The sequence below is a fragment of the Spirosoma pollinicola genome (assembly GCF_002831565.1).
Lineage (GTDB): Bacteria > Bacteroidota > Bacteroidia > Cytophagales > Spirosomataceae > Spirosoma > Spirosoma pollinicola.
On the sequence record NZ_CP025096.1, the window covers coordinates 3,689,340 to 3,711,502 of the forward strand.

20 protein-coding genes are annotated in these 22,163 nt (G+C 48.4%); 8 read left to right on the forward strand and 12 right to left on the reverse strand.

Annotated elements, in window-relative coordinates:
• Nucleotides 1–9 precede the first annotated feature (9 nt).
• The 3 genes from CWM47_RS15410 to CWM47_RS15420 all read right to left on the reverse strand — a co-directional run bounded on the left by CWM47_RS15410 (nucleotide 10) and on the right by CWM47_RS15420 (nucleotide 3,287).
• A complete protein-coding gene (locus CWM47_RS15410; protein ID WP_100989005.1) occupies nucleotides 10–819 on the reverse strand; it encodes a tetratricopeptide repeat protein in 810 nt (269 codons plus the stop codon).
• 73 nt (nucleotides 820–892) lie between these two features.
• A complete protein-coding gene (locus tag CWM47_RS15415; RefSeq protein WP_100989007.1) occupies nucleotides 893–2,320 on the reverse strand; it encodes a DEAD/DEAH box helicase in 1,428 nt (475 codons plus the stop codon).
• A gap of 70 nt (nucleotides 2,321–2,390) precedes the next feature.
• Nucleotides 2,391–3,287, reverse strand: coding sequence for a fructosamine kinase family protein (locus CWM47_RS15420; protein ID WP_100989008.1), 897 nt, complete (start codon nucleotides 3,285–3,287; stop codon nucleotides 2,391–2,393).
• Nucleotides 3,288–3,376: 89 nt separating this feature from the next.
• Between CWM47_RS15420 and CWM47_RS15425 the strand changes: the two genes are divergently transcribed.
• Nucleotides 3,377–4,573, forward strand: a complete 1,197-nt coding sequence (locus CWM47_RS15425) for an anhydro-N-acetylmuramic acid kinase (protein ID WP_100989010.1) — start codon at nucleotides 3,377–3,379, stop codon at nucleotides 4,571–4,573.
• Nucleotides 4,574–4,643: 70 nt separating this feature from the next.
• Here CWM47_RS15425 and mog read toward each other — a convergent pair whose 3' ends face one another.
• The 3 genes from mog to CWM47_RS15440 all read right to left on the reverse strand — a co-directional run bounded on the left by mog (nucleotide 4,644) and on the right by CWM47_RS15440 (nucleotide 8,189).
• Nucleotides 4,644–5,168 (reverse strand): molybdopterin adenylyltransferase, encoded by a 525-nt coding sequence (mog, locus tag CWM47_RS15430; RefSeq protein ID WP_100989012.1) that lies wholly within the window; start codon nucleotides 5,166–5,168, stop codon nucleotides 4,644–4,646.
• A 91-nt stretch (nucleotides 5,169–5,259) separates the two neighbouring features.
• Entirely contained in the window at nucleotides 5,260–7,080 is a 1,821-nt protein-coding gene (locus CWM47_RS15435) for a glycosyltransferase (protein WP_100989014.1), read from the reverse strand.
• A gap of 95 nt (nucleotides 7,081–7,175) precedes the next feature.
• Complete coding sequence (locus CWM47_RS15440; protein ID WP_100993892.1) at nucleotides 7,176–8,189, reverse strand: N(4)-(beta-N-acetylglucosaminyl)-L-asparaginase; 1,014 nt, start codon at nucleotides 8,187–8,189, stop codon at nucleotides 7,176–7,178.
• A gap of 79 nt (nucleotides 8,190–8,268) precedes the next feature.
• Here CWM47_RS15440 and purU point away from each other — a divergent pair, with 79 nt between their 5' ends.
• Nucleotides 8,269–9,162, forward strand: coding sequence for a formyltetrahydrofolate deformylase (purU, locus tag CWM47_RS15445; RefSeq protein ID WP_100989016.1), 894 nt, complete (start codon nucleotides 8,269–8,271; stop codon nucleotides 9,160–9,162).
• 62 nt (nucleotides 9,163–9,224) lie between these two features.
• Here the strand turns inward: purU and CWM47_RS15450 are convergent, their stop codons facing one another.
• Nucleotides 9,225–9,968, reverse strand: coding sequence for a copper homeostasis protein CutC (locus tag CWM47_RS15450; protein WP_100989018.1), 744 nt, complete (start codon nucleotides 9,966–9,968; stop codon nucleotides 9,225–9,227).
• A gap of 317 nt (nucleotides 9,969–10,285) precedes the next feature.
• Between CWM47_RS15450 and CWM47_RS15455 the strand changes: the two genes are divergently transcribed.
• Nucleotides 10,286–10,507: a DUF2795 domain-containing protein gene (locus CWM47_RS15455; RefSeq protein WP_009284883.1), complete on the forward strand. Its 222-nt coding sequence runs from the start codon at nucleotides 10,286–10,288 to the stop codon at nucleotides 10,505–10,507.
• A gap of 88 nt (nucleotides 10,508–10,595) precedes the next feature.
• On the opposite strand, the gene CWM47_RS15460 is transcribed toward CWM47_RS15455, so the two are convergent.
• The gene (locus CWM47_RS15460) at nucleotides 10,596–11,078 is read right to left on the reverse strand and encodes a sterol desaturase family protein (RefSeq protein WP_100989020.1); all 483 of its coding nucleotides are present in this window, start codon (nucleotides 11,076–11,078) and stop codon (nucleotides 10,596–10,598) included.
• A gap of 219 nt (nucleotides 11,079–11,297) precedes the next feature.
• Between CWM47_RS15460 and CWM47_RS15465 the strand changes: the two genes are divergently transcribed.
• On the forward strand, nucleotides 11,298–11,966 hold the full coding sequence (locus tag CWM47_RS15465) for an AlbA family DNA-binding domain-containing protein (protein WP_100989021.1): 669 nt from the start codon (nucleotides 11,298–11,300) through the stop codon (nucleotides 11,964–11,966).
• 82 nt (nucleotides 11,967–12,048) lie between these two features.
• Nucleotides 12,049–14,115 (forward strand): OPT family oligopeptide transporter, encoded by a 2,067-nt coding sequence (locus tag CWM47_RS15470; protein ID WP_100989023.1) that lies wholly within the window; start codon nucleotides 12,049–12,051, stop codon nucleotides 14,113–14,115.
• Between the two features lie 20 nt (nucleotides 14,116–14,135).
• Here the strand turns inward: CWM47_RS15470 and CWM47_RS15475 are convergent, their stop codons facing one another.
• The 3 genes from CWM47_RS15475 to CWM47_RS15485 all read right to left on the reverse strand — a co-directional run bounded on the left by CWM47_RS15475 (nucleotide 14,136) and on the right by CWM47_RS15485 (nucleotide 16,657).
• On the reverse strand, nucleotides 14,136–15,254 hold the full coding sequence (locus CWM47_RS15475; RefSeq protein WP_394341999.1) for a DmpA family aminopeptidase: 1,119 nt from the start codon (nucleotides 15,252–15,254) through the stop codon (nucleotides 14,136–14,138).
• 128 nt (nucleotides 15,255–15,382) lie between these two features.
• Nucleotides 15,383–15,676, reverse strand: coding sequence for a chaperone modulator CbpM (locus CWM47_RS15480; RefSeq protein ID WP_100989025.1), 294 nt, complete (start codon nucleotides 15,674–15,676; stop codon nucleotides 15,383–15,385).
• A gap of 81 nt (nucleotides 15,677–15,757) precedes the next feature.
• Nucleotides 15,758–16,657 carry a DnaJ C-terminal domain-containing protein gene (locus CWM47_RS15485; RefSeq protein WP_100989027.1) on the reverse strand — a complete coding sequence of 300 codons (900 nt, stop codon included), beginning with the start codon at nucleotides 16,655–16,657 and terminating at the stop codon, nucleotides 15,758–15,760.
• Nucleotides 16,658–16,808: 151 nt separating this feature from the next.
• Between CWM47_RS15485 and CWM47_RS15490 the strand changes: the two genes are divergently transcribed.
• From CWM47_RS15490 to CWM47_RS15500, 3 genes are all read left to right on the forward strand, one after another.
• Nucleotides 16,809–17,591: a hypothetical protein gene (locus CWM47_RS15490; RefSeq protein ID WP_100989028.1), complete on the forward strand. Its 783-nt coding sequence runs from the start codon at nucleotides 16,809–16,811 to the stop codon at nucleotides 17,589–17,591.
• Nucleotides 17,581–18,066 carry a PIN domain-containing protein gene (locus tag CWM47_RS15495; RefSeq protein WP_240625914.1) on the forward strand — a complete coding sequence of 162 codons (486 nt, stop codon included), beginning with the start codon at nucleotides 17,581–17,583 and terminating at the stop codon, nucleotides 18,064–18,066. Before CWM47_RS15490 ends, CWM47_RS15495 begins: the two co-directional genes overlap by 11 nt.
• Before the next feature lie 97 nt (nucleotides 18,067–18,163).
• Nucleotides 18,164–18,643 (forward strand): DUF6265 family protein, encoded by a 480-nt coding sequence (locus CWM47_RS15500; RefSeq protein WP_100989030.1) that lies wholly within the window; start codon nucleotides 18,164–18,166, stop codon nucleotides 18,641–18,643.
• Nucleotides 18,644–18,709: 66 nt separating this feature from the next.
• Here CWM47_RS15500 and CWM47_RS15505 read toward each other — a convergent pair whose 3' ends face one another.
• The gene (locus CWM47_RS15505; protein ID WP_100989032.1) at nucleotides 18,710–22,003 is read right to left on the reverse strand and encodes a S41 family peptidase; all 3,294 of its coding nucleotides are present in this window, start codon (nucleotides 22,001–22,003) and stop codon (nucleotides 18,710–18,712) included.
• Between the last annotated feature and the right edge of the window lie 160 nt (nucleotides 22,004–22,163).

Here is a 22,163-nt window from a genome sequence, read left to right on the forward strand (position 1 = left end):
TACTGACTGTTATTTAAACTTCCCTTTGGGGTCGGGTTGTTTGTCAAGGAGTTCATTCAGATAACCTATGTCAAGTATCGACAGATCAAGGCTGTATGCCTGATGAAAATACTCCCATGACTTCATATAATCGGCCTTCAGGTAGTACACAACCGACAGTTTCTGAAAGGCGGGTGCATTGGCCGGATTCAAGCCAACGGCTCGTTGCAGATGACCTTCAGCTTCGGTTAAAAGTTCGGCTACTGGCTTATCCTGATACTGCTTTATTTCTACGGTAGCAAGATCTGTCATCAAAGCTACATTGCTATCGGCGACCGCCAGGCCCTTTCGCAGCATTCGGATCGCCTGCGGTAATTGATTTTTCTGGTAACAGACTACCCCTAATCCCCAATAAGCATCACCGTTATGGTCATTAAGGAGCCAAGACAAATTGAACCGGTGAGTGGCGGTGTCTAACTGACCACTGGCAACATAATCCCAACCTCTTGCTGAGAAAAAATCACTGGCTTCCGGACGACTGGCAAAATTACGATCGCAGTCGTTCAGAAAATGAATTTCAGCATCGATCTGCTCGGTGGTTTTGGGCCGCTCCCCAAACAGAGGGAGGCTGTTAGCCGGGCCGCTGGCTGGTTCGGCTACATCAGTCGAAACGGCTTCTGCGGGCTGCTGAGTAATTGCTTCGGTGCTTCGCTGGGTGGGTTGAGTTGGTCGAATTGAGTCGCCCGAACGTGCTGATATAATAAGTTGCCTTGGTTGAGCCGCCGACAAAAACGGTAACACAACTAAAGTACATTGTATCAGATTCATCCGAACGTTCATAGAAAGTACTACACCAAGGGGTTTTGTCTCGATACAACGAAAAGAAAATCCAAATTAGTACATTTCGCGTCGATTACCGCCGTCCTCCGCGCGGTCCTGACTTCTTGGCTCCACCAGTCTTGCTGCCCACCTTTCCACTAGGTTTGCTATTGAAATTAACCGGACGGGCACCTGCGCCTTTTGATGGACCTTTTTTTGCACCATTAAGTTTGGCCTGAGCTTTATCCCGCTCTTTGCCCGGAGCCATATTCGTAATCTTTTTGTCATGAAAAGCACCCAAAAATGTTGGATCTTCTTTTCGGCGTTGCTCGTCAATTTCGCGCAACATGGCCTGTTCTTCCTCGACAGGCGTTTCGGTAACCTCAACTCCGGCTGGTAATGGCTGGCGGGGAATTGTCATGCGAATGATTCGCTCAATCTTTTGCACATGGTACTCCTCGGCTTTTGTCAGAAACGTAATGGCTTCACCCGTATGATTCGCACGACCCGTCCTACCAATTCGGTGTACGTAATCTTCGTAAATCAACGGTAAGTCAAAGTTAATGACGTGGCTTACTTCGGCCACATCGATTCCACGAGCGGCCACATCCGTAGCAACCAGTACCTGAACGTTTCCTTCCTTAAATGCTTCCATCGAATTGATGCGGGTATTCTGGCCTTTATTAGCGTGAATTACCCGGACCTTTTCGGGGTCTAACACTTTGCGAGACAGGAATTTATAGATATTCTCCGCCGTTCCTTTGGTTCTAGCAAAAATAATAACTCGCTCAAATGCCTCCTGTGTGATCAGGTAATTTACCATGTTAATTTTGGTGCGGAAGTTGGGCGCTTCGTAAATCACCTGATTAACCATGTCGGCAGTGGATGCCTGTGGGCTTACCTCTACTTTGATAGGCGCTTCCAGAAACTCGCCCGACAGCCGTTCGACACGTCCGCCAAACGTTGCCGAAAAAAGAAGGTTCTGCCGTTTGGTCGGAATAATCTCCAAGATTGACCGAATCTGGGGCATGAAGCCCATATCCATCATCTTGTCGGCTTCGTCGAGTACCATTGTGCGAATCTCTTTCGTCACAATCTCGCCTGAACGATACAGATCCATGAACCGGCCGGGTGTTGCCACAATAATATCGACTCCTTTTCGAAGCGTTTCAATCTGTGTTTTTGGGCCAAGGCCGCCGAAAAGTGCCAGATGACGAAGGTCGGTGTATTTTCCCAGCTCCATAACGGCCTGATTAATCTGCATGACCAGTTCGCGGGTTGGCGCCAATATCAACGCACGCGGGTTATTTCCCTGTGCATACTTCACCTTCATGAGTATAGGAAGGAGGTAAGCTGCTGTTTTGCCGGTTCCGGTCTGGGCAATCCCCAGCACATCATGATTCCCCAGACTCAGCGGAATCGTTTTTTGTTGAATAGGTGTCGGTTCTGTATAACCAAGTTCGGCCACGGCATTTAGTAATTGCCGATTTAACTCGAACTGTTCGAACGAAGTAATTTCCATAAATGTCTGGCCCTATCTCCCGACAGGGCCGTTTGTATAATACTCGGATAACCTTCTGATTAGCCTGAATTTAGAACTGCTTTAATATTCGCTCTACGCCACTAACATAGCCTGAGCCAAACAGATTCACATGGACGAGCAATGGATACAAGTTATAGACGGCTACACGCTCGTTGAAGCCGTCCTGTAACGGAAACGTTTCATGATAGGCGTCATAAAAACGGTCGTCAAAACCGGCAAACAATTTCGTGAAAGCTAATTCAGCTTCACGAAAACCATAATACACCGCCGGGTCTACCAGGGCGGGTTGCCCAGCCTCATTCACCAGCACATTTCCAGACCATAGATCGCCATGAAGCAGCGCGGGCCGCTCGTTAGGAAGCAGATCGGGCAAACGCAACCTAAGCCGAAATAGCGCATCGTAGGTTTGTTTAGATAATAGGCCTTTGTAGAGCGCCAAGCCAGCCTGTGGCAGCAGCCTATGCTCAAAAAAGAAATCACATCCGTTAGCGGTAAGCGTATTACTTTGGGGTAATGAACCAATGTAATTGTCGAAGTTCAAGCCAAAGGTTGGTTGCGTATGCGAATGAAGAACGGCCAGCGATTGCCCCAGGGTTTCCCAATACATTTTGTCCGGGTTTCCGGAATCAATGTATTCGAGAATCAGATATGACTTGTCCAGAAGCCGGCCATAGCCAATTACTTTAGGAATAGGCAAGGCGTCGGTTTGTCGAAGCAGGTCAAGGCCTCTGGCTTCCGTAGCAAAAATATCAGTCAGATCATCGCCGGTTGGCTCCAGCTGATGCCACTTGACAAAAAAAACGCCTTCCGACGAAAATACCTGCGCCGACGTATTAATGTTACCCCCCGATAAAAACTGCGTTTCGATCACCTGGACCGGCTGGCCTAGTGCCGAAAACAGAATGCTTTCAAAAAAAGAAAATTGCTCGTCGCCCCAAAAATCCATGCGTTATTTGCGTGTCGGCTTTTCTAGTACACTAGTTACCATTCAATTTGTTTGTGTTTGGCAGACCAATCAGAATTAATCAACATGCTATGAATTCACAAATTCAGCACCTTTACGATATAGCCCGAAAACCGGAACGCCGAATTATTGGCCTTATGTCGGGTACGTCGCTCGATGGTCTCGATGTTGCGCTTTGCCGTATTTCGGGTAGTGGCCCTGATACAAACGTAACACTCGAACAATTCGCTACTGTACCTTTTGATGAAGAGCTCAAAGCTGAAATTCGCACGATCTTCGCCAAATCGACTATCAACTTCGAGCAACTTTGTTTATTGAACCCTTACATTGGTCGGCTTCATGGTCAACTTATTCTCGACTGCCTGCAAAACTGGCAAATTGAGCCCAGTAGTATAGATATTGTTGCGAGTCATGGGCAAACCGTTTATCACGCCCCCAAAAGTCAGCACCGGCGCGATAAGTTCCCTAATGCTACCCTGCAGATTGGGGACGGCGACCACATTGCGGCCATAACGGGTATACTTACGTTCAGCGATTTTCGGCAGAAACACGTTGCACATGGGGGCGAAGGGGCACCATTAGCCGTTTATGGTGATTATTTTATGTTTTCGGAAGCGGGTGAGAACCGCATTTTACTGAACATGGGAGGCATTGCTAATTTTACGTACCTGCCTGCCAATGGCGATGCCAGCAATGTATTTACAACGGATACCGGCCCCGGCAACACGCTTCTGGATGCATATGCCCGCAAATTTCTGAATAAGCCGTATGACGAGGATGGAGCTTTTGCTTCGCTGGGTCAAGTGAATCCGGATTTACTTCAGGCCTTGAAAACCAATCATTTTTTTGACGCTGCTTTCCCGAAAACAACCGGCCCCGAAGTGTTCAATGTAGCGTATGTTGAGCAAGCACAAGCCCTAAGTAAAACAACGAATTTACACCCCGCCAACCTAATGGCCACGCTTGTTCAGTTCAGTGCCGATACTATTGCCGAGGCCATAGAGCAGGTCACGAAAGAAGATGAAACCTACCGGATATACATGAGTGGAGGTGGCATGCACAATCCTGAACTAACGGGTAGGCTTCGGCAATTGCTGCCCAACTGTATATTCGGGCTAACGGATGAGCTTGGTATTAATGGCGATGCTAAAGAAGCAGTCTTGTTTGCCGTATTAGCGAATGAAAGTCTGGCAGGAGGAAATACCTCGTTTGGCGACAGGCAGGGCGTGCCAACCGTTTCGATGGGGAAGGTTAGTTTTCCGAAATAGTCCCAGGCTAGATCTAACAGACCTATAAGATTTCTGAAACCTTATAGGTCTGGGACGGAACTGGTATCACTTAGCTTTTTGGCCGGAAAACGGTCATTCTATCCTCATGCGTTGTTAAAAATGGACCGCCGATGAGGTCAATGCAATAAGGGATAGCCGGAAACACCACCGACAAGCATTGGCCGATGGCTTTGGGTTTGCCGGGTAAATTCAAAATGAGGGTCTGGTTTCGAATACCCGCTGTTTGGCGCGACAATATGGCCGTAGGCACGTATTTTAAACTTTCCTGGCGCATTAACTCCCCAAAACCGGGCATCATTTTCTGACAAACAGCTTCAGTAGCTTCGGGCGTAACATCGCGAAGGGCCGGGCCAGTGCCCCCGGTTGTAACAACTAAACAGCACCCTTCAACGTCGGCCAGTTCGATCATTGTGGCTTCCAACTGGTCTTGCTCGTCGGGAATGACGCGGTACACAGGCTGCCACTCGGAGCTAAGCCATTCGGTCAGGAAGCCAACCACAGCTTTTCCCGGAATGTCTTCATATATACCGGCACTCGCCCGGTCCGACACGTTGATTATACCAATGTTAATCATAGTTTGAAATAAATGTAAAATGAATAATGGTTAATGTATAATGGAATTCATGATTCCATTATACATTAACCATTATTCATTTTACATTACCTTAAGGTTTCCTCCGCTTCAGTGCTAAATCATGCGCGGTGTCGTAGTAAGACCGCAGGCTGCTCCAATCAAAAACATCGGCAATGCTTTCAACGCGGTTCCGTTGCTGAATACGGTCCCGCTGGGCCATCCGGACGAACCGATAGAGCACATCGGCTAATTGGTCGGCAGCTTCATCGAACGACTGTGTTCGACGATTGATGACGTAAATACCCCGATTCTCGTAATCACGCATGATCTGCATGATGAAATCGCCAAAGCCCGATTGGTCGCTCGTAACGGTTGGAATACCCCGCACAACGCACTCCAGGGGTGTGTATCCCCAGGGCTCATAATAGCTCGGGAATACGCCTAGGTGGCATCCGCGTACAAACTGGCTATAATCCAGACCGAAGAGGGGGTTAGTAGACGCAATGAAATCGGGGTGATAAACGATTTTTACCCGGTCATACTCGTTGTTGACCAGATTGGCCTTCTGGATAAACCGCGTCATATCGTCTTCCTGCACCAGATTGTGCGTAACAAAAGGTGGCAAATGCTTCGTTTTCCAGCTCTGCACCGTGCGCCGTAGCCGAAGCCGCCAATATTCATCGACAAAGTTATTCAGGTCGGGTAATGTTGTACCCTGAGGGTCAGAGGCCGCAGCCTGGAACAGCCGCTCACCAACCTGTTTCTCAATACTTTCGCAGGTTTCCTGAATTTCGTCCAATAGAGCTCTGGAATGAAGTACATCAGGGTTGATTGACGTGTAAGGCTGTTTGGTAACCATGAACATCACGATCGTCATGTCCATATTGGCTTCGCGCATCCGGTAGTTTACACGGGCAAGGGCTTCGAGGGTTAAGTCATATCCTTTATTGGTAAATTCAAAGCGCCCGGATGTGAAAAAGTAGAGGGTTTTTTCCAGATCAAACGAATAGCTCTGGAAAAAGTGGCCCATCACAAACTCATGAATCTTCTGCTTGAATCGAACGTGCAGGTTCTGGAATTCGTGGACGGCGGCAAAACGCGTCACGTTCAGTCCATTAGGTAGAACTAGGTCGGGGTTTCTGCCCAGAAAAACTTCGCATTCGCGAGCCGTTACATCGCTCACCGTCGTGAAAACGTGCGCCTGTAAAGCCGACAGCCGTTCGATAGTGGCCTGCGTTTCAATACCGTAATGCTGTGCTTCCCGTTTCCAGTCGAAAAAAGGAAGCTTGCCATAAAAACCGGGTTCATTCTGTGCCAGGTAGCGGCCAAGCATAGTAGCATGTGTTGTAAACACCGTGGCTACCTTAACATTGTTGCGACGCAGATCGGGCAGTCCGGTACTGGCCATCCATTCATGAAAATGAGCAACAAAATCAACACGTCGGGCGTGGTCTTCGGCTAGCAGGGTAATAAAAACGCGCACCATCTCGCCAAAAGCAATCGTTTGATTGACAAGATCTTCGATGTTAAGTGTCGACAGTTGGTGATTAAGCCAAAGCTGTGTTTTTATTTCGTTGAGTTGATTGACGTTTATGCTACTAATGTCAAATAACACCACCCGCGGGCGACCCGTAACGAGCCAGTAGCCATACTCGACGCGGTAGCCTAACTGCCGCATCTTACGAACTGTTTGCCCAATCTCGGTTTCATCAGAGTCAGTAATAGGTTCGAATTCAGCAGCAGCTCGCTGGGGAAAGTAAGGGCCTAAGGCAACGTAGTTATCGTCCCATTTCTCGACCATTGCCGGTACTTTTGACCGGATCACTGTATATATTCCGCCTACTTGATTACACACCTCCCAGGCGATTTCCAGTAGTAATTTCCGCTTCGATGTTGAGAATACCGCTTCCAAATTAGTTAGTCGTTTTGGCGCAATGATTAGTTGTGGCGTTTTTTAAGGTCTTTTCACTGCAAATAAACAATATAAACAATAAGAGATAAATTTGTTTATTTTAAATATGACTTGGCATCGGTCACCTGAGTCTGCTTATTCTGCGATAGCGTGAAGTTAAAGCCGGTTTGAATACTGAAAGCCCCGTGTTCGCCTTTCTTATTCACAGCCAGAAAGCCAACCTGTATATCTTTGAATTCCTGCCTATTAACAATGCGAAGAGCGGCTTCCTCGCACGCCTGTTGCGGTGTTCGTCCCTGGCGCATCAATTCTACAACCAAAAATGAACCGCAGGTACGCATAACTAATTCCCCCAACCCGGTGGCACAGGCTCCACCAATTTCGTTGTCGACAAAGAGGCCTGCTCCGATAATGGGCGAGTCACCAACACGACCACGCATTTTGTAGGCCAGACCGCTTGTTGTGCAGGCACCTGAAATATCGCCTTTGCTGTCGATGGCTAACATACCAATTGTATCGTGCCGCTCAATGTTGGCAATGGGTTTGTATTTGGCCGTTTTCAGCCATTCACGCCACTCCTTTTCGGCTTTTGCGGTAAGCAGATTTTCTTTTTTGAACCCTTGCGAAAGAGCAAACTGAAGAGCTCCTTCGCCACTCAGCATGACGTGGGGTGTTTTTTGCATCACGGCCTTGGCTACTGAGATGGGATGCATGATGTGTTCCAGAAACGTGACTGAGCCAGCATTTCCTTTCTCATCCATAATACAGGCATCGAGCGTAACGTGCCCATCGCGGTCGGGGCGGCCGCCATACCCTACACTCATATCCTCAGGGTCGGCTTCGGGCACGCGGACACCAGCCTCTACGGCATCCAGTGCGCTGCCCCCCTTATCGAGCACCGCTTGAGCGGCTATATTGGCTTTCGGTTGCTTCCAGGTTGAAATAACTAAAGGTGCTGGTCCGGCACCTACCACACCAGACGTAGACAAACTACCCGCCGAAGTACTACTGGATGAGCCAGAAAGCGTTGATTTAATAGTACTAAATGATAGTGAAGGGATAAGCCCGGCCAGCGAGCTAAGGGTCAGAAAACGGCGTCGATTTACCATGATATAAGGCTTACGGCTCAAATTAAAGGAATAAACGCTTGGCATTTACTACTTTTAAGCGATTTATTCCAAACGATGTATGGCTGTTCCCGATAAACATATATTGCTCATGGATGGCCCCGATAGCAAGGGCCTGATTTATCACGTGACTGGCGTCCTGTTCAGGCATGGCCTTAACATCATTCACAATGATGAATATGTAAGTCCGTCCGGGCGGTTTTTCATGCGAACAGAGTTTGAAGCCGGGTCTGTCTCCTTCGACAGTGCCGCTTTGCTTAACGAATTGCAGACGACTATACCTCAGTCGGGGAGTTCTACTGAAAGTGAAGTGAAAACGGCTCATTCGTCAGGCATTACTTTCCGGTTGAATCCAAAGCGTAAGAAAAACATTTTGGTGATGGTAACGAAAGAACATCACTGCCTTGGTGAATTGCTTATTCGGTATGCGTTTGATGAACTGGATGCTGATATTCTGGCCGTTGTAAGCAATTACAATATCCTGCAACCGCTAGTAAGCAAATTCGGCATCCCGTTTCATTACATCTCGCACGAAGGCAAAACCCGTGAGGAACACGAAGAAGCTATTTTGCGGACACTGGCAATTTATGAGCCGGAATACCTCGTTCTGGCAAAATATATGCGGGTGTTAACGGCCGGTTTTGTAGATCAATTCCCAAACCGAATCGTCAATATTCATCATTCCTTTTTGCCTGCTTTCGTCGGCGCGAATCCATACCGCCAAGCCTATGAGCGGGGTGTTAAAATTATTGGAGCAACGGCTCATTTTGTCAATAACGATCTGGACGAAGGGCCAATTATTGCTCAAAATGTGAAGGAGGTCGATCACCGTCATACCGCGGTCGATATGGCGACAGAGGGTAAAGATGTTGAAAAAATTGTGTTATCGCAGGCGCTGAAACTGGTGTTCAACGACCGGGTCTTTATTTCGGGGAATCGAGCGATTGTTTTGTGAAAAATATTGATTTTCTGTCATTCTGACGAAGGAGAAATCTTAATACGCTAAGTGAGTCAAACTCAAGATTCCTCCTTCGTCGGAATGATAGAAATAACCGCCCGAATTTTTGCTTCGTTTGCTTCAATGTATTCATACTCGTTGGGTTGTACAGATGCCATTGATACCGATGGTTGGCGGAAAACCATGCCGCTATCTTCTTTCTGCCCACCGCTTAAGTGTAGCGAACTGACACCCGCGTCAATAAGTAACTGGGCATTTTGGCCGTTTACACCCGCGCCAGCCATAATTTCGATGCGTCCGGCGGCTGCCTGGGCTAGTTGGCGGAGAGTTTCTACCCCACTTTCGGCGGTTTGTTGCTGACCGGAGGTGAGAATTCGCACGGCCCCCATACGAATAATGGCTTCTAGCGCTTCGAGTGGATCGCGGGTCATGTCGAACGCCCGATGGAAGGTGACAGGTAACGGGTTAGCCAGCTCGATAAGTTGTCGTGTCTGCGTTTCATTAACGGTTCCGTCGGCCTGCAAAACACCAAGCACAAGCCCATCGGCACCCAATGCTTTGGCTAACTGTATGTCGGCCTTCATAACGGCCAGTTCAGTTTCGGAGTATAAGAAATCTCCACCCCTGGGCCGAATCATAACGTACAGCGGAATGGTTACATTTTGGCGGGCTAGTTGAATTAAGCCTGCACTAGGGGTTGTGCCGCCTTCGGCCAAACCACCACATAGTTCGATTCGACCAGCCCCTGACCGCTGGGCCGTCAGGCACGAATTAAGAGAATAAGCACATATTTCAATAAGCATAAATTAGTTTAGGCAACTGATACGTAAATGAAATTTGGCAAATCGCCATTCTGAATCTATATTAGGACTAACTAGTTAATTTTAAGGAATGTAGACTCGAAGGCAAATAAAGCATTTACCCAGCTTGTTTCTATCCGAAACGCTAAATAGTGACTTTATTTTACGGGGAAGAAACATTCGCCAGTTTTAGGCGTTAATGGCCTAAATCCTGTAAAAAGAAGAGCCGAGAACATTTTTGCTAAAAAGAGCTTGGATATTAACGGTTTTTTTACTTTTGCACCCATATCAAAAATAGTCATTAAAATATCGGACATACTATGTACTGGACACTTGAACTGGCATCCTATCTGGAAGATGCCCCCTGGCCTGCAACCAAAGATGAATTAATTGATTATTCGATCCGCTCAGGCGCCCCGCTCGAAGTTGTTGAAAACCTTCAGGAACTTGAAGATGATGGGCAGCCTTACGAGAGCATCGAAGAAATCTGGCCGGATTATCCAACCAAAGATGACTTCTTCTTCAACGAAGACGAATACTAGTTGTCCGGGCATTTCACTAAAAAAGGCGTATCCATTAATGTAGATGCGCCTTTTTTAGTGATAAACTCAAGTAAAAGCTGTTGTTGCTCTAGTGCGACTTCGCTTCAGTTTCAGCTTTTGCCGTTTTTACAGGTCGGTCATATTTTTTGGGAGCATACAGAAAGCCAAAAGCTTCGGCGCCTTCGCGCGTATGCACTTTATGATGAATGTAATGCGCACTCATAATACGTTGCATGTATCGGCCACTGGTATCAATTTTTACTTTCACCCGCCGATGGACAATGACATCATGGAAAACGAAGTAGAAAAAACCATAGAGGGTAACCCCGGCACCGATCCAAGCTAAATACGCCAGCTCAGGAATTTCGACGCCCGCGAGAATCAGGCCAATAGCTGTTAAGCTAAAAACTACTGCGAATAAATCATTTATTTCAAAAAAGCCTTTGTGATGATTGTGGTGATCGTTGTGCCAACTCCACAAAAAACCGTGCATCACGTACTTGTGCGTAAACCACGCAACGCCTTCCATGAATAGGAAAGTCCCCAGAACCAAAGCAACATTTACCAGCATTTTTGTGTTTCTTAAGTAGTTTAGATAAGAAGTTATCAGAAGTGACATCGTTGTGCCAATTCTGCTTTATTTGTCCTGTTACCTATTTTGCTAACGGTTTGTAACATCAAAAAGTTGACAATACTAAACCACGATTTTAATACGAAATAGAGATAAGGGCCAAATAATTGCAAGTTTGTGGAAAAGCCGTATATTTATAGGGAGTCAGTTTTCAACCAGATGAACCCATCGGTTATGGACTATCAGGCACTCAAGAACCTGGTAAAACGGGGAGAGGGTAGCAATTTAGAGTTCAAGCTGAAAACAAATCATCCCGAAAAAATTATTCGGGGCGTGGTTGCCTTCGCTAATACCAACGGAGGGATCATGCTGATCGGTGTCGGCGATGATAAGAAAATTCCCGGTTTGAAGTATGCCGATGAGGACGAATACCTGCTCGTTCGGGCGATCAATAAATTCTGTTTTCCGCACATTTCCTATACCATCGACCGGGTGCAGCTCTACGATGAGCGCGAAGTACTGGTAATTCGGGTGCCGCGCAGCCCAACGCGTCCGCACTACATTATTCCCGATCCGGCCGATCCCGATAACAAAAAAGCGTATGTGCGCGTGGGTGACAAGTCTGTGCAGGCAAGCCGCGAAGTGCGCGAAATTCTGAAAGGCGAACAGGCCGAGCGGGGTATTCGCTTTACTTATGGTGATAAAGAGCATAAACTGATGCAACATCTTGGCGAGCATAACAGCATAACGGTCGATCTGTTTGCGTCTATTGCTGGTATTTCGCGTCGAATTGCCTCCAGAACGTTGGTATTGCTGGTGCTGGCACACGTGCTCGAAATTCATCCCAGCGACGTAATGGATAAATATACAACCCGCGCAATTCAATAAAGTTAAGGGCTGTTTTGCGGTATGTTTGGAGAATGTCTTACTTTGTTGTGCTCAGGAATGAAGCTTAACAAACCTCAAGACAATGTCCTTACCTACACCTGCACATAAGCCGTTTGTACCCGCAACCGAATCTCCTGCTGAATTTACACTCAAAGCGATCATAACCGGAGCGGTGTTTGGTGTACTTTTCGGGGCCGCAACGGTTTATCTTTCCTTAAAAGCCGGGCTGTCGGTATCAGCTTCCATCCCTATTGCCGTACTCGCCATTTCTCTCGGCCGTCGATTTCTAAATACGACCATTCTCGAAAATAACATTATTCAAACTACTGGCTCAGCGGGCGAGAGTATCGCGTCGGGAGTGGTGTTTACTATGCCGGGATTTTTATTCCTGACCAATGGCTCCGGTGCCGACTTTTTCAATTACTGGACTATACTCACGCTGGCCATTCTGGGCGGACTCATTGGTACATTGATGATGATTCCGCTTCGGCGGTCGTTGATTGTGCAGGAACACGGCACGCTTCCCTATCCCGAAGGCACGGCTTGCGCGTCGGTACTGATTGCGGGCGAAAAAGGCGGTGATTTTGCCAAAACGGCCTATCAGGGCTTGGGCATCGCGTTGCTGTATGCCCTGTTGCAAAAAGTGCTGCACGTTATTGCCGAGGTGCCGGTTTGGGCAACGAAGCAAACGAATCGTTATTTTCCGTCGGCGCAGGTGGCTGGCGAAATAACACCGGAGTACCTGGGTGTAGGCTATATTATTGGCTTTCGTATATCGGCAGTACTGGTCGGTGGTGGTATTCTGGCCTGGCTAGGACTTATTCCGTTGCTCGCATCGGTCGTGCCGGGCGACACCATTGCTCTACAATTACAAAAACTAGGCTATCTAGCCAACCTGCAAACGGCGGGTGGCCCGGGTGGCTGGAATCCGGCAACGCATACCTTTACAGACACGGCTGCGGCCATTTACCGGGCATACATTCGTCAAATTGGTGCAGGAGCCGTTACGGCAGGTGGATTTATGACCCTTATCAAAACCATTCCAACCATTATTTCTTCATTTCGGCAAAGCTTTACCAAAGCGTCGATTAACGCGATTGAAACAGAAAATTCCTTGAGCGGACATAGTGGCGTGGCCCGTACGGAGCAGGATTTGAGCGTTCGGATTGTTATTATTGGTTGTATCGTCTTAGCCGCCTTAATGGTCGTGTTACCTCAAATTCCGGGCGATTCGGTGGTAACAAAATTGCTGATTGCCGTACTTGTCATTGTTTTTGGCTTCTTTTTCGTAACGGTCGCTAGCCGGATTGTGGGGTTAATCGGGTCGAGTTCGTCGCCGGTGTCGGGTATGACTATTGCTACCATCATGGGTACGTCGCTCGTGTTCATTGGTTTTGGTTTAACAGGAAAGGCTTTCGAGCCAGCCGTTTTGGTGGTAGGCAGTATGATTTGTGTAGCGGCTGCCAACGCCGGCGGAACTTCGCAGGACCTTAAAACCGGATATATCGTCGGCGCAACACCGAAGTACCAGCAAATGGCCTTATTTATTGGGGTTATCGTGTCGTCATTGGTGGTTGGAGCAACGGTGAAAATTCTGGATACACCGACTCCTGATTTACTGGCGCAGGGAATCACACACGCCATTGGCTCCGACAAGTTTCCGGCCCCACAGGGAACGTTGATGGCTACGCTCATAAAAGGTCTTTTATCGTTTAATCTCGACTGGCAGTTTGTGCTGGTTGGCGTGTTCATTGCTTTGGTATTTGAGCTTGTGGGCGTAAGTGCGCTGGCGTTCGCGGTAGGTCTATACCTACCGCTTTCGACAACCTTACCCATTTTTGCCGGTGGCTTGGTAAAAGCCATAGTGGAATGGAATGCGAAGCGTAAAGGAACGGTCGAAGAAGATGCTGATCTGGGAAAAGGCAGCTTATTTGCCACGGGACTAGTGGCCGGAGGGGCACTGGCGGGTGTCGCAGTGGCTTTATTATCGGTTAATGAATCAATTTATAACGGATTATCATCGCTCACGCTGGAGCCTTTTCTGGGTGGAGTACTGGGCGAAGGCGGCTATATGCTGCTAGGGGCTTTAGCCTTTGCAGGATTGGCCATTACACTCTGGGGTGTAGGAGAAGGAAGGCAGGAGAGTTAATTGGACGATAACGCATACGATCAATGCACTTGACCGGCTTTTTTCAACAGCTCAACTACTTTGTCCACCGGCAACTGCTCTACCCTATGGTTTTGATCGCCGGAGAGGGTTTGGGCGGCAAACAGCGAGTTAATAATGGCTTCTTCGGTGGCTTCGATAGCGGCCATGAACAGGGGTGATACGTTGTCGTTGCGTAAGACTTTCTGCTCATCGAACGAACTGGCCGTTTCGTGCGGGATGGTGTAAGCGGTCGATACCGCAATGACATAATCGCCACTGCCATTTGAGGCAATGCCGCCGGTTTGCGCCAGGCCCATGAATGCCCGTTTCGCCAACCGTTTGAGATTGCGGGCATCCAGTGGCGCATCGGTCAGGATGATCATCATGCAGGAGCCGTCCAGATTTTCCTTAAACGAGTAACGCCCTAGTTCAACCCCAACCGGCACGCCGGAAATTTTTAAAACACCACCAAAGTTTGTCTGAACCAATGCCCCAACCGTGTAGCTGCCCAATGACGCAGGTAATTTGCGTGATGCCGTACCAATACCGCCTTTAAAACCGAAGCAAACGGTTCCGGTTCCGGCTCCCACGTTGCCTTCTTCGACAGGCCCATTTTTGGCTTGTTGTAGCGCATCCAGTACATGCTGTTTCGTCACGTGCCGCCCACGAATGTCGTTCAGGAATCCATCGTTTGTTTCGCCCACAACGGTGTTCACCGAACGAACCTGCTCATTGCCTTTCTGGGATAAGGTGTAATCAATTACCGCATCGGCAGCGGTTGGTACACTCAACGTATTGGTTAAAATAATAGGTGTTTCTAGCGTGCCCAACTCGTCAATCTGGCTATAGCCGGTTAGCTTACCGAAGCCATTGCCAATGTATATAGCTGCCGGACTTTTCTGTTGAAACAGATTGCCAGCATGAGGTAAAATCGCTGTAACGCCTGTGCGAATGGTCTGGCCCTGTTTTAGCGTTGTCTGCCCAACAAGCACACCAGCTACATCGGTAATGGCATTGAGTGGTCCTGTAGGCAGTACCCCAAACCGGATGCCATAGTCTCGGGGGCGTTTGGTGATTTGGGCCATTAGCGATTGAGCAACTGTAACAAGTAGAGTGGTTAACAGGAATAAGCGATACATAAGTGGCATGCAAATGGGAAATTGGTTCGTGATGCTAATGACCGCTAGCATCAGCTATTTATACAGCAAATACGCCCTAAGAATGAGCCTATTTATTATGCTAATGTCCTGCCAAAGCATCCAATGGATCACTTCTCGTAGAAGACCAGCCGATTTTGCAAGTGCGTTACCTGATGTTGTAAGCCTTCCAGGCGTTCCAGTAAGTCGCTTACTACGTCGAGGTCGTCGAGGTGAATAGATAGTTCCTGATATAGCCGGACGAATTTTTCCAGACGAGGGAGTTGCTCCGGCTGAACGTAAAGTGACTGTTCAACACAGACCGTTTCGACAAGGCCCTGTTGTTCCAGCGAGTGTACAAAGGCGATTTCCACATGATGATGAACGCAGAATTCGCTGATGGGGATAAGGTGGTTAGGCTGCATGGGGAAACGGTTTTATAGGTAACAGTAGTTGGTTTGCGGTTTTCGCACGAGCTAACCGTAATCCAACTACCATAAACTTTTTTACATAGCGGCTAATTGTCGAAAGAGTTCTTTCTGCTCGTCGGTTAGCTTCGTTGGTAATTTGATCTGCCATTGGACATACAAATCGCCAAACGAACCTTCCTGTTTATAAACGGGAAAGCCTTTGCCTTTCAAACGCACTTTGGCACCGTTCTGGGTTTCGGGCGGTATGGTTAGTTTCACTTTGCCGTCCAGCGTTTCAATGATTTTGTCGCCACCCAGCAAGGCCGTGTACAGGTCAATCTCTTCATCGACGTACAAATCGTTGCCTTTACGTTTGTAGTGACTATCGTCGGCAATAACGAAGGTGATGTACAAATCGCCGTTTGGCCCACCATTGACGCCCGGAGAGCCATAACCAGTCAGCTTTATTTTCTGACCGTTTTCGATGCCTGCTGGTACCGTAATGCGAATATTTTTACCGTCGACGGTTAACGTTTGTTTATGTGTGGTATAAGCGTCGCGCAGATTCAGGTGCAACTCAGCCTGGTAGTCCTGTCCCCGGAATTTTGCCTGCTGGCGGCTACCGCGCGGACCAGCATCCTGGCCGAACATCGACGAGAAAAAATCCGAGAAGTCGGACCCGCCGAAGCCTCCTGAAAAATCTCCTGAATCGCCTTGTGCGTATTGCGGACGTGACCGCTGTTGCTGGCGTGCCTGTTCAAACTGGTCGGCGTGTTGCCAGTCTTTGCCATACTGATCGTACTTTTTGCGCTTGTCAGGGTCGCTCAGAACCTCGTTCGCTTCGTTGATCTGCTGGAATTTCTTGCTGGCCTCCGCGTCGTTTGGGTTTAGATCGGGATGGTGTTTCCGGGCCAGTTTACGATAGGCTTTCTTGATCTCTTCGTCCGAAGCCGTTTTCGAAACCCCCAGAACGCTATAGTAGTCGATAAAGTCCATGTTATGTAGGGGCGGGTATATAGGTGAATGATAATTATTTACTACTGTGTAAACACATAATCTGGTGGGAAGGTTGTTTTGGTTGTGGGAAATCGGAGTGATCCACACAAGTTCAATAGATCGCTATTTTCCTTTTTGTTAGCTTTACGCTGTGGACAAGACAGGTTTCATCGAAATACGGATCACTGGCGCCAAAGGTAACCTCGATCTGACGCCCGACACATATGATGTTCGGGAGGTCATTGCGGTGCTTGAACAGGTGGAGGGTTTGTTGTTTCCGGCCGATAAGAAGGAGCGCCCAATTATCAGCTACCAGATTCAGGGAGGCTCAGTACGGCATATTTTTAAAACGGCTGTCCAGTATATAATCGGATTTAATGCCCTGATTGGGCTGATCAGCCAACGACAGGATATTGACTTTCTGGAATCGGGCACAGCCAAAGCGTTTGAAGCGTTTCAGGATATGTCTGTCCAGAGGGGGTATACACTAAGCATCCGCACGTCGGAGCCAGCGTCAAACGAACTTCGCATTGACCGCACGACTAAATTTTATCGGACAGAAGCTGTTTGGGCCGAAGCAGAGTTTTACCTCTATGGTCGGGTCACAAACGCTGGTGGAAAAGATAGGGCCAATATTCATATTCAAACCGATGATTACGGGCTGGTTATCATTAAGACGCCAATTTCTATTTTGGAGCATATCGAAGGTAACATTCTCTATCGAACCTTCGGCGTTCGCGTCATTGGAAAGCAACATACAGAAACGGGCGAGCTTGACCGATCTGATGTGCGCTTTGTGGAATTAATCGACTATCATCCGAATTACGACGAAGCTTATCTTCAATCGCTTCGCTCTAAAGCTAAGAAAAACTGGTTGGGAACGATTAAGCCGGATACTTGGCTGCGTGAATTAAGGGGAGGTTATGATGCCTAAATCTGTTTTGCTGGATACCAGTTTTTTTCTTCGCTTTCTTAATGACGAAGACCCTTTATACGTCCATGCAGATGGGTATTTTCGGCATTTTTTACGTGAAGAGATGACAATGCTTATCTCCACTATCTCTGTCGCCGAGTATTGCGTTGGGGGTGATATTAGTGAACTGCCATTAAAAAATTTACAAATTCTTCCCTTCAATGTTAGCCATGCTAAGCGAACGGGCGAATTTGCCCGGCTTGTATTTCGCCATAAAAGTAAGCTGGATCTGGCAAATCGAATGATTATCCCAAATGATACAAAGCTATTTGCACAGGCAGATGTGGAGGCCAATGTAGCTTATTATCTTTCATCAGATACCGAAAGTCAAAAGATTTATGGGGCATTGCGAACGTTGAATGCGGGGCCAAAATTTGAGTTTCTAAACTTAAATGTGCCACCTTCAGAAGCGTTTGGTCTTCTGGATTTACGGTAAATATTCATGGTTTAATCCTTTGCAAAAAGCCGTCTCGCAGTAATACGGGGCGGCTATTTGCAAACACCTGTTTTTAAATTTACTTTTCTTTAGCCCCATGAATCGACTATTTATTATCCTTGCTCTTCTTGTATCCTTCACGAGTCAAGCCCAAACCGGTAGTTTATCCGATGTTGCTTTTATGGAAGGCCGTTGGCTCGGCACCTTCAACGGTGGACCAATTGAAGCTTCCTGGATTGCTCCTGTTGGCGACAATCTCACCGGGTTTATGCGCATGATGAACGGTAACAAAGTCACGATGTACGAAATGTTGATATTCGAACAGACCGAACAGGGTCCTATCGTACTGGTCAAGCATTTTAAACCCGGTCTGGTGGGGCAGGAAGAGAAAGATAAATCGGACCGTTACAAGTTCATCGAAGCCGGTAAAGAAAAGGCTTTGTTTGAGAAAGAAGACGGCTCTATTCGCATCATCTACGAAAAGCGGGGCAAAGACCAACTGGCTATTCAGCGGGGAAATCAAAAAGACGGCAAGTGGTCCTTTGCTGATCTGTTTGTGTTTAATCGAGTGAAGTAGAGGAAGTTTAATGAATGTATCAGACAGCATCCTGCTGTCTGATACATTCATTAAACTTCCTCTACTTCACTCCTTTCCGCTGCTCACTTTCGAAGCTTTAGCCTCGTTCAACTCCTTGAGCAATTCGGCTACGGCTATGTCCATCTGACTATTTTTGTCGGTGTAACTCTCGCCAATAGGCCGTGATACGGCAATGTCGACCGGGCGGGGAGCTAATTCCATATTCTTGCCAGTGTTGTCTGTGATTTTGGAGAATGGTAGCCGCAGGTTCGATCCGTCGATGAGTTGAGCGGCCGAGGTGAAAATGATCCAGCCCGCCGTTGGCTCGCCAACTACCTTCCCCAGTTTAAGCGTCCGGTAACCCTCTGTGAAATCTTCCGCGTCAGACAAAGAATGCTGATTGGTTACCAGAATGGTGGGCGTTTCCAGTGCTCGTTGGCCCAGTTGCGTTCGGGCGGGGGCTGCCGGTAATCCACGCGACGTCATGGTGAGATATCCCTTGCGCGTAAACACGTCCAGCGCATAGGCATTGACGAAACCGCCGTTGTTGTTCCGAACATCGACGACAACGCCTTCTTTGGCGTGGTTATCGGCATCCAGGTCGAGGCTCAACTGTGCCAGGGCATCCGCCGACATATCATACATATGCACGTAGCCCAGCCGACCACCGCTTGCTTTCTCCACATACTGGCGTTGCTGCTGTACCCATTGTTTGTAAAGCAACCCTTTTTCGGTTGTCAAGTTGACCGGGCGCACCGTCACTTCCTGCGGGGGAGCGGCCGGCGATGATGCGATCATCAAAGAAATACGCCGATTAATCTGGTTCTCAAGTAATTGATCGAGGTTCGTGGTAGCACTAATTTTTGTGTCGTCTACGGCCAATAAATAATCTCCCGCTTTTATAGTGCCCGACAAAGCCGCCGGACTCAACGGAATGACTTCGGTAATTCTCAGCCGACCGCTGTTTTCGTATTCGGTCCGGTCGAAGCGAAGGCCAAGTCGCCCCGTTGTTGTTTGTACCGAGCCTGCCGGTCCCGAAATTCCCGAATGAGACGCGTTCAATTCACCCAACATCAGACTAATCAGTCGGCGCAATTCGTCGGGTGTGCGGGCACCAGCGGCCATAGGCTCGTAGGAAGCCCGAACAGCCTTCCAATCTACACCGTGGAAGGTGGAATCGTAAAATCCTTTATTCTGAATATCCCAGGCTTGCCGAAAAACCTGAACCTTTTCGTCGCCGAAATCAACGTCCATTTCGGCCGTTACCGCCAGTGGTTTAGGTTCTCGTTTGTCCAGCGCAATAGACTGAATTTTACCCTGTTCGAGGTAAAAAATCTCTTTGCCATCGGGCGAAAACTGCGCTCCGTTCTTGTTTCCTGCTGTTGAAGTCAGTTGACGCGCTACACTCTGATCGCGGCCCAGTTCATCGAGTGAATAGGTGTATAAATTCTGCTGACCCGCTACGGTAGCGATCAGAAGCAATGTTTTCCCGTCTTTACTAATCGAGTGGGCATCTACATCAACCCCAACCGGCAATAGGCTCAACCGTTGACGAATATCCTCAAAAACAATCTTCGTAGCACCGCCCTTATCTAGTTTGGCCGTATCGCCGAGCGCACGCGTGCTGGTGTCACGAGCGGCTGTTTTGGCAAGGGCGGGCGTAGTTGGGGCTGGTTTCAGCGTTTTTGGTACCTCTTCATTAAACAGATCCCGGAATTGGTCTTCGCGAAACTTGGGCGAGCGGGGCACCAGGTCGATACGGGCAATCTGGGCGGTTTCGGTGCGCTGCGTTGTGCTGAACAGAATGTATTTTCCATCGGGGCTCCAGGTCACATTGCCGCCAAAGGTATTAGCCAGAAAACTAACGGGTTTGCTGTCGCCACCAGCGGCTGGAATAACGGATATATTCCGGAAGGTTTTTGCACCATACGACGCAAACGCGATCCATTTCCCATCCGGCGACCAGACAACGGCTCCGTTGGAGCCAAAGGGTGGGCGACCGAGGTACGCTTTTTTTACTAGCCGATCTTTCTTTGTGGTTATGTCCAGCACCCGCAGCTCCTGCCCGTTTCGGACGTAAGCCAGCGATTTACCATCGGGTGAGAACACGGGCGAACCATCATCCAGTGAACCATCCGTCAGGCGGGTTTCGTCGCGGGTGGCAAAGTCGTAGCGGTACAGGTGAGCTACGCCATCACGCGTTGAGGTGTATACAAGGCTGCGGCTATTGGGTGTCCAGGCCGGTTGCGATTCGTTTGCTGCGCTGTGGCTGATTCGGGTAGCGTCGCCACCATCTTTGGCCGATGCGGCAAAGACTTCACCGTGCGCAACAAAGGCCACTTTTTTGCCATCGGGCGAGAGGCTCAGTTCACGGAATTGGTTTGTCAACTTCAATCGGTCAACAGCCGGGCTGGCTGCCACTCCCCGAAGATGAATGGCGATGGGCGCAGTTTGCTGACTGGCAATGTCATATTTCCAAAGTTGAAAATCGCGTTCAAACACAATGGCTTTGCCATCATAGCCAATGGATGGCCACAAAACCCGCCCGTCAGTAAATTTGGTTAGCGGGCTCGGTTTGCCACCCAATGGTTGCATCCAAAGATTTTGGGCCTGTGTGCGGTCTGATACGTAAAAAAGGGTTTTCCCGTCCTGACTCCACATCGGCCAAAGTTCCTTGGCACCCCCTTCCGTCATGCGTTCGTAAGCAGTTCCGGGCTTTTTGGCATCTGAATGGTATAACCAGATTTCGGTTTCGTCAAGATGGCTATGGCCTTTTCGCCACCATTGGTTAGAGGCAATTCCCCGTGCCGAAAAAGCCAGTGTTTTGCCATCGGGTGCAGGGGCTCCGTAAAATTCATTCGCGTAGCGGTCGGCGGTAATAGCCATTGGCGTACCCCCATTGACTGATACCCGGTAGATGTCATTCATGCCGGCAATATCCTTGCTGGTTGATTGAAAATAGATCATTTTTCTGTCGCGCGACCAGGCGTTCAGCACCTCAGCCCCATCGTCGTAAGTAAGTCGTTTAATGTCGCCAGTTTCCAGAGTCAGGAGATAGACATCACCATTGCCGGTTCGCGAAGAAACAAAGGCCAGGTACTTACCATCCGGCGAATACAGCGGGCGCGATTCATTGTCAGGATGCGAAACCAATAGCCGGGCTTCTCCACCAGCGCTGGGGACCGTCCAGATATCGCCCCCCGAGACAAACGCTACCTCGGTGCCATTGGGCGAAAGACTTGGTTCGGCAAAGGCAAATTTAGGGGTAGGAGCTGCTGGTTGTGCTTGCCCGAATGAACAGGGAACTACAACTGTGAGCAGCAAAAAACGAAAGAGTAATGATGTTGTAGAGAAGTGCATAGTGCAATAAACCCTTTTGGTTAGTTAACTAAATGGAAAGGGATGGGAAAAGAAACCGCCCAGTCAGTTTAATCAAGCTAAAAATAAGTCCATATGACCGCTATGCCAAACTAAATATGGCCTAATAGAATTAAATCTATACTATTTTACTGGTCTAATA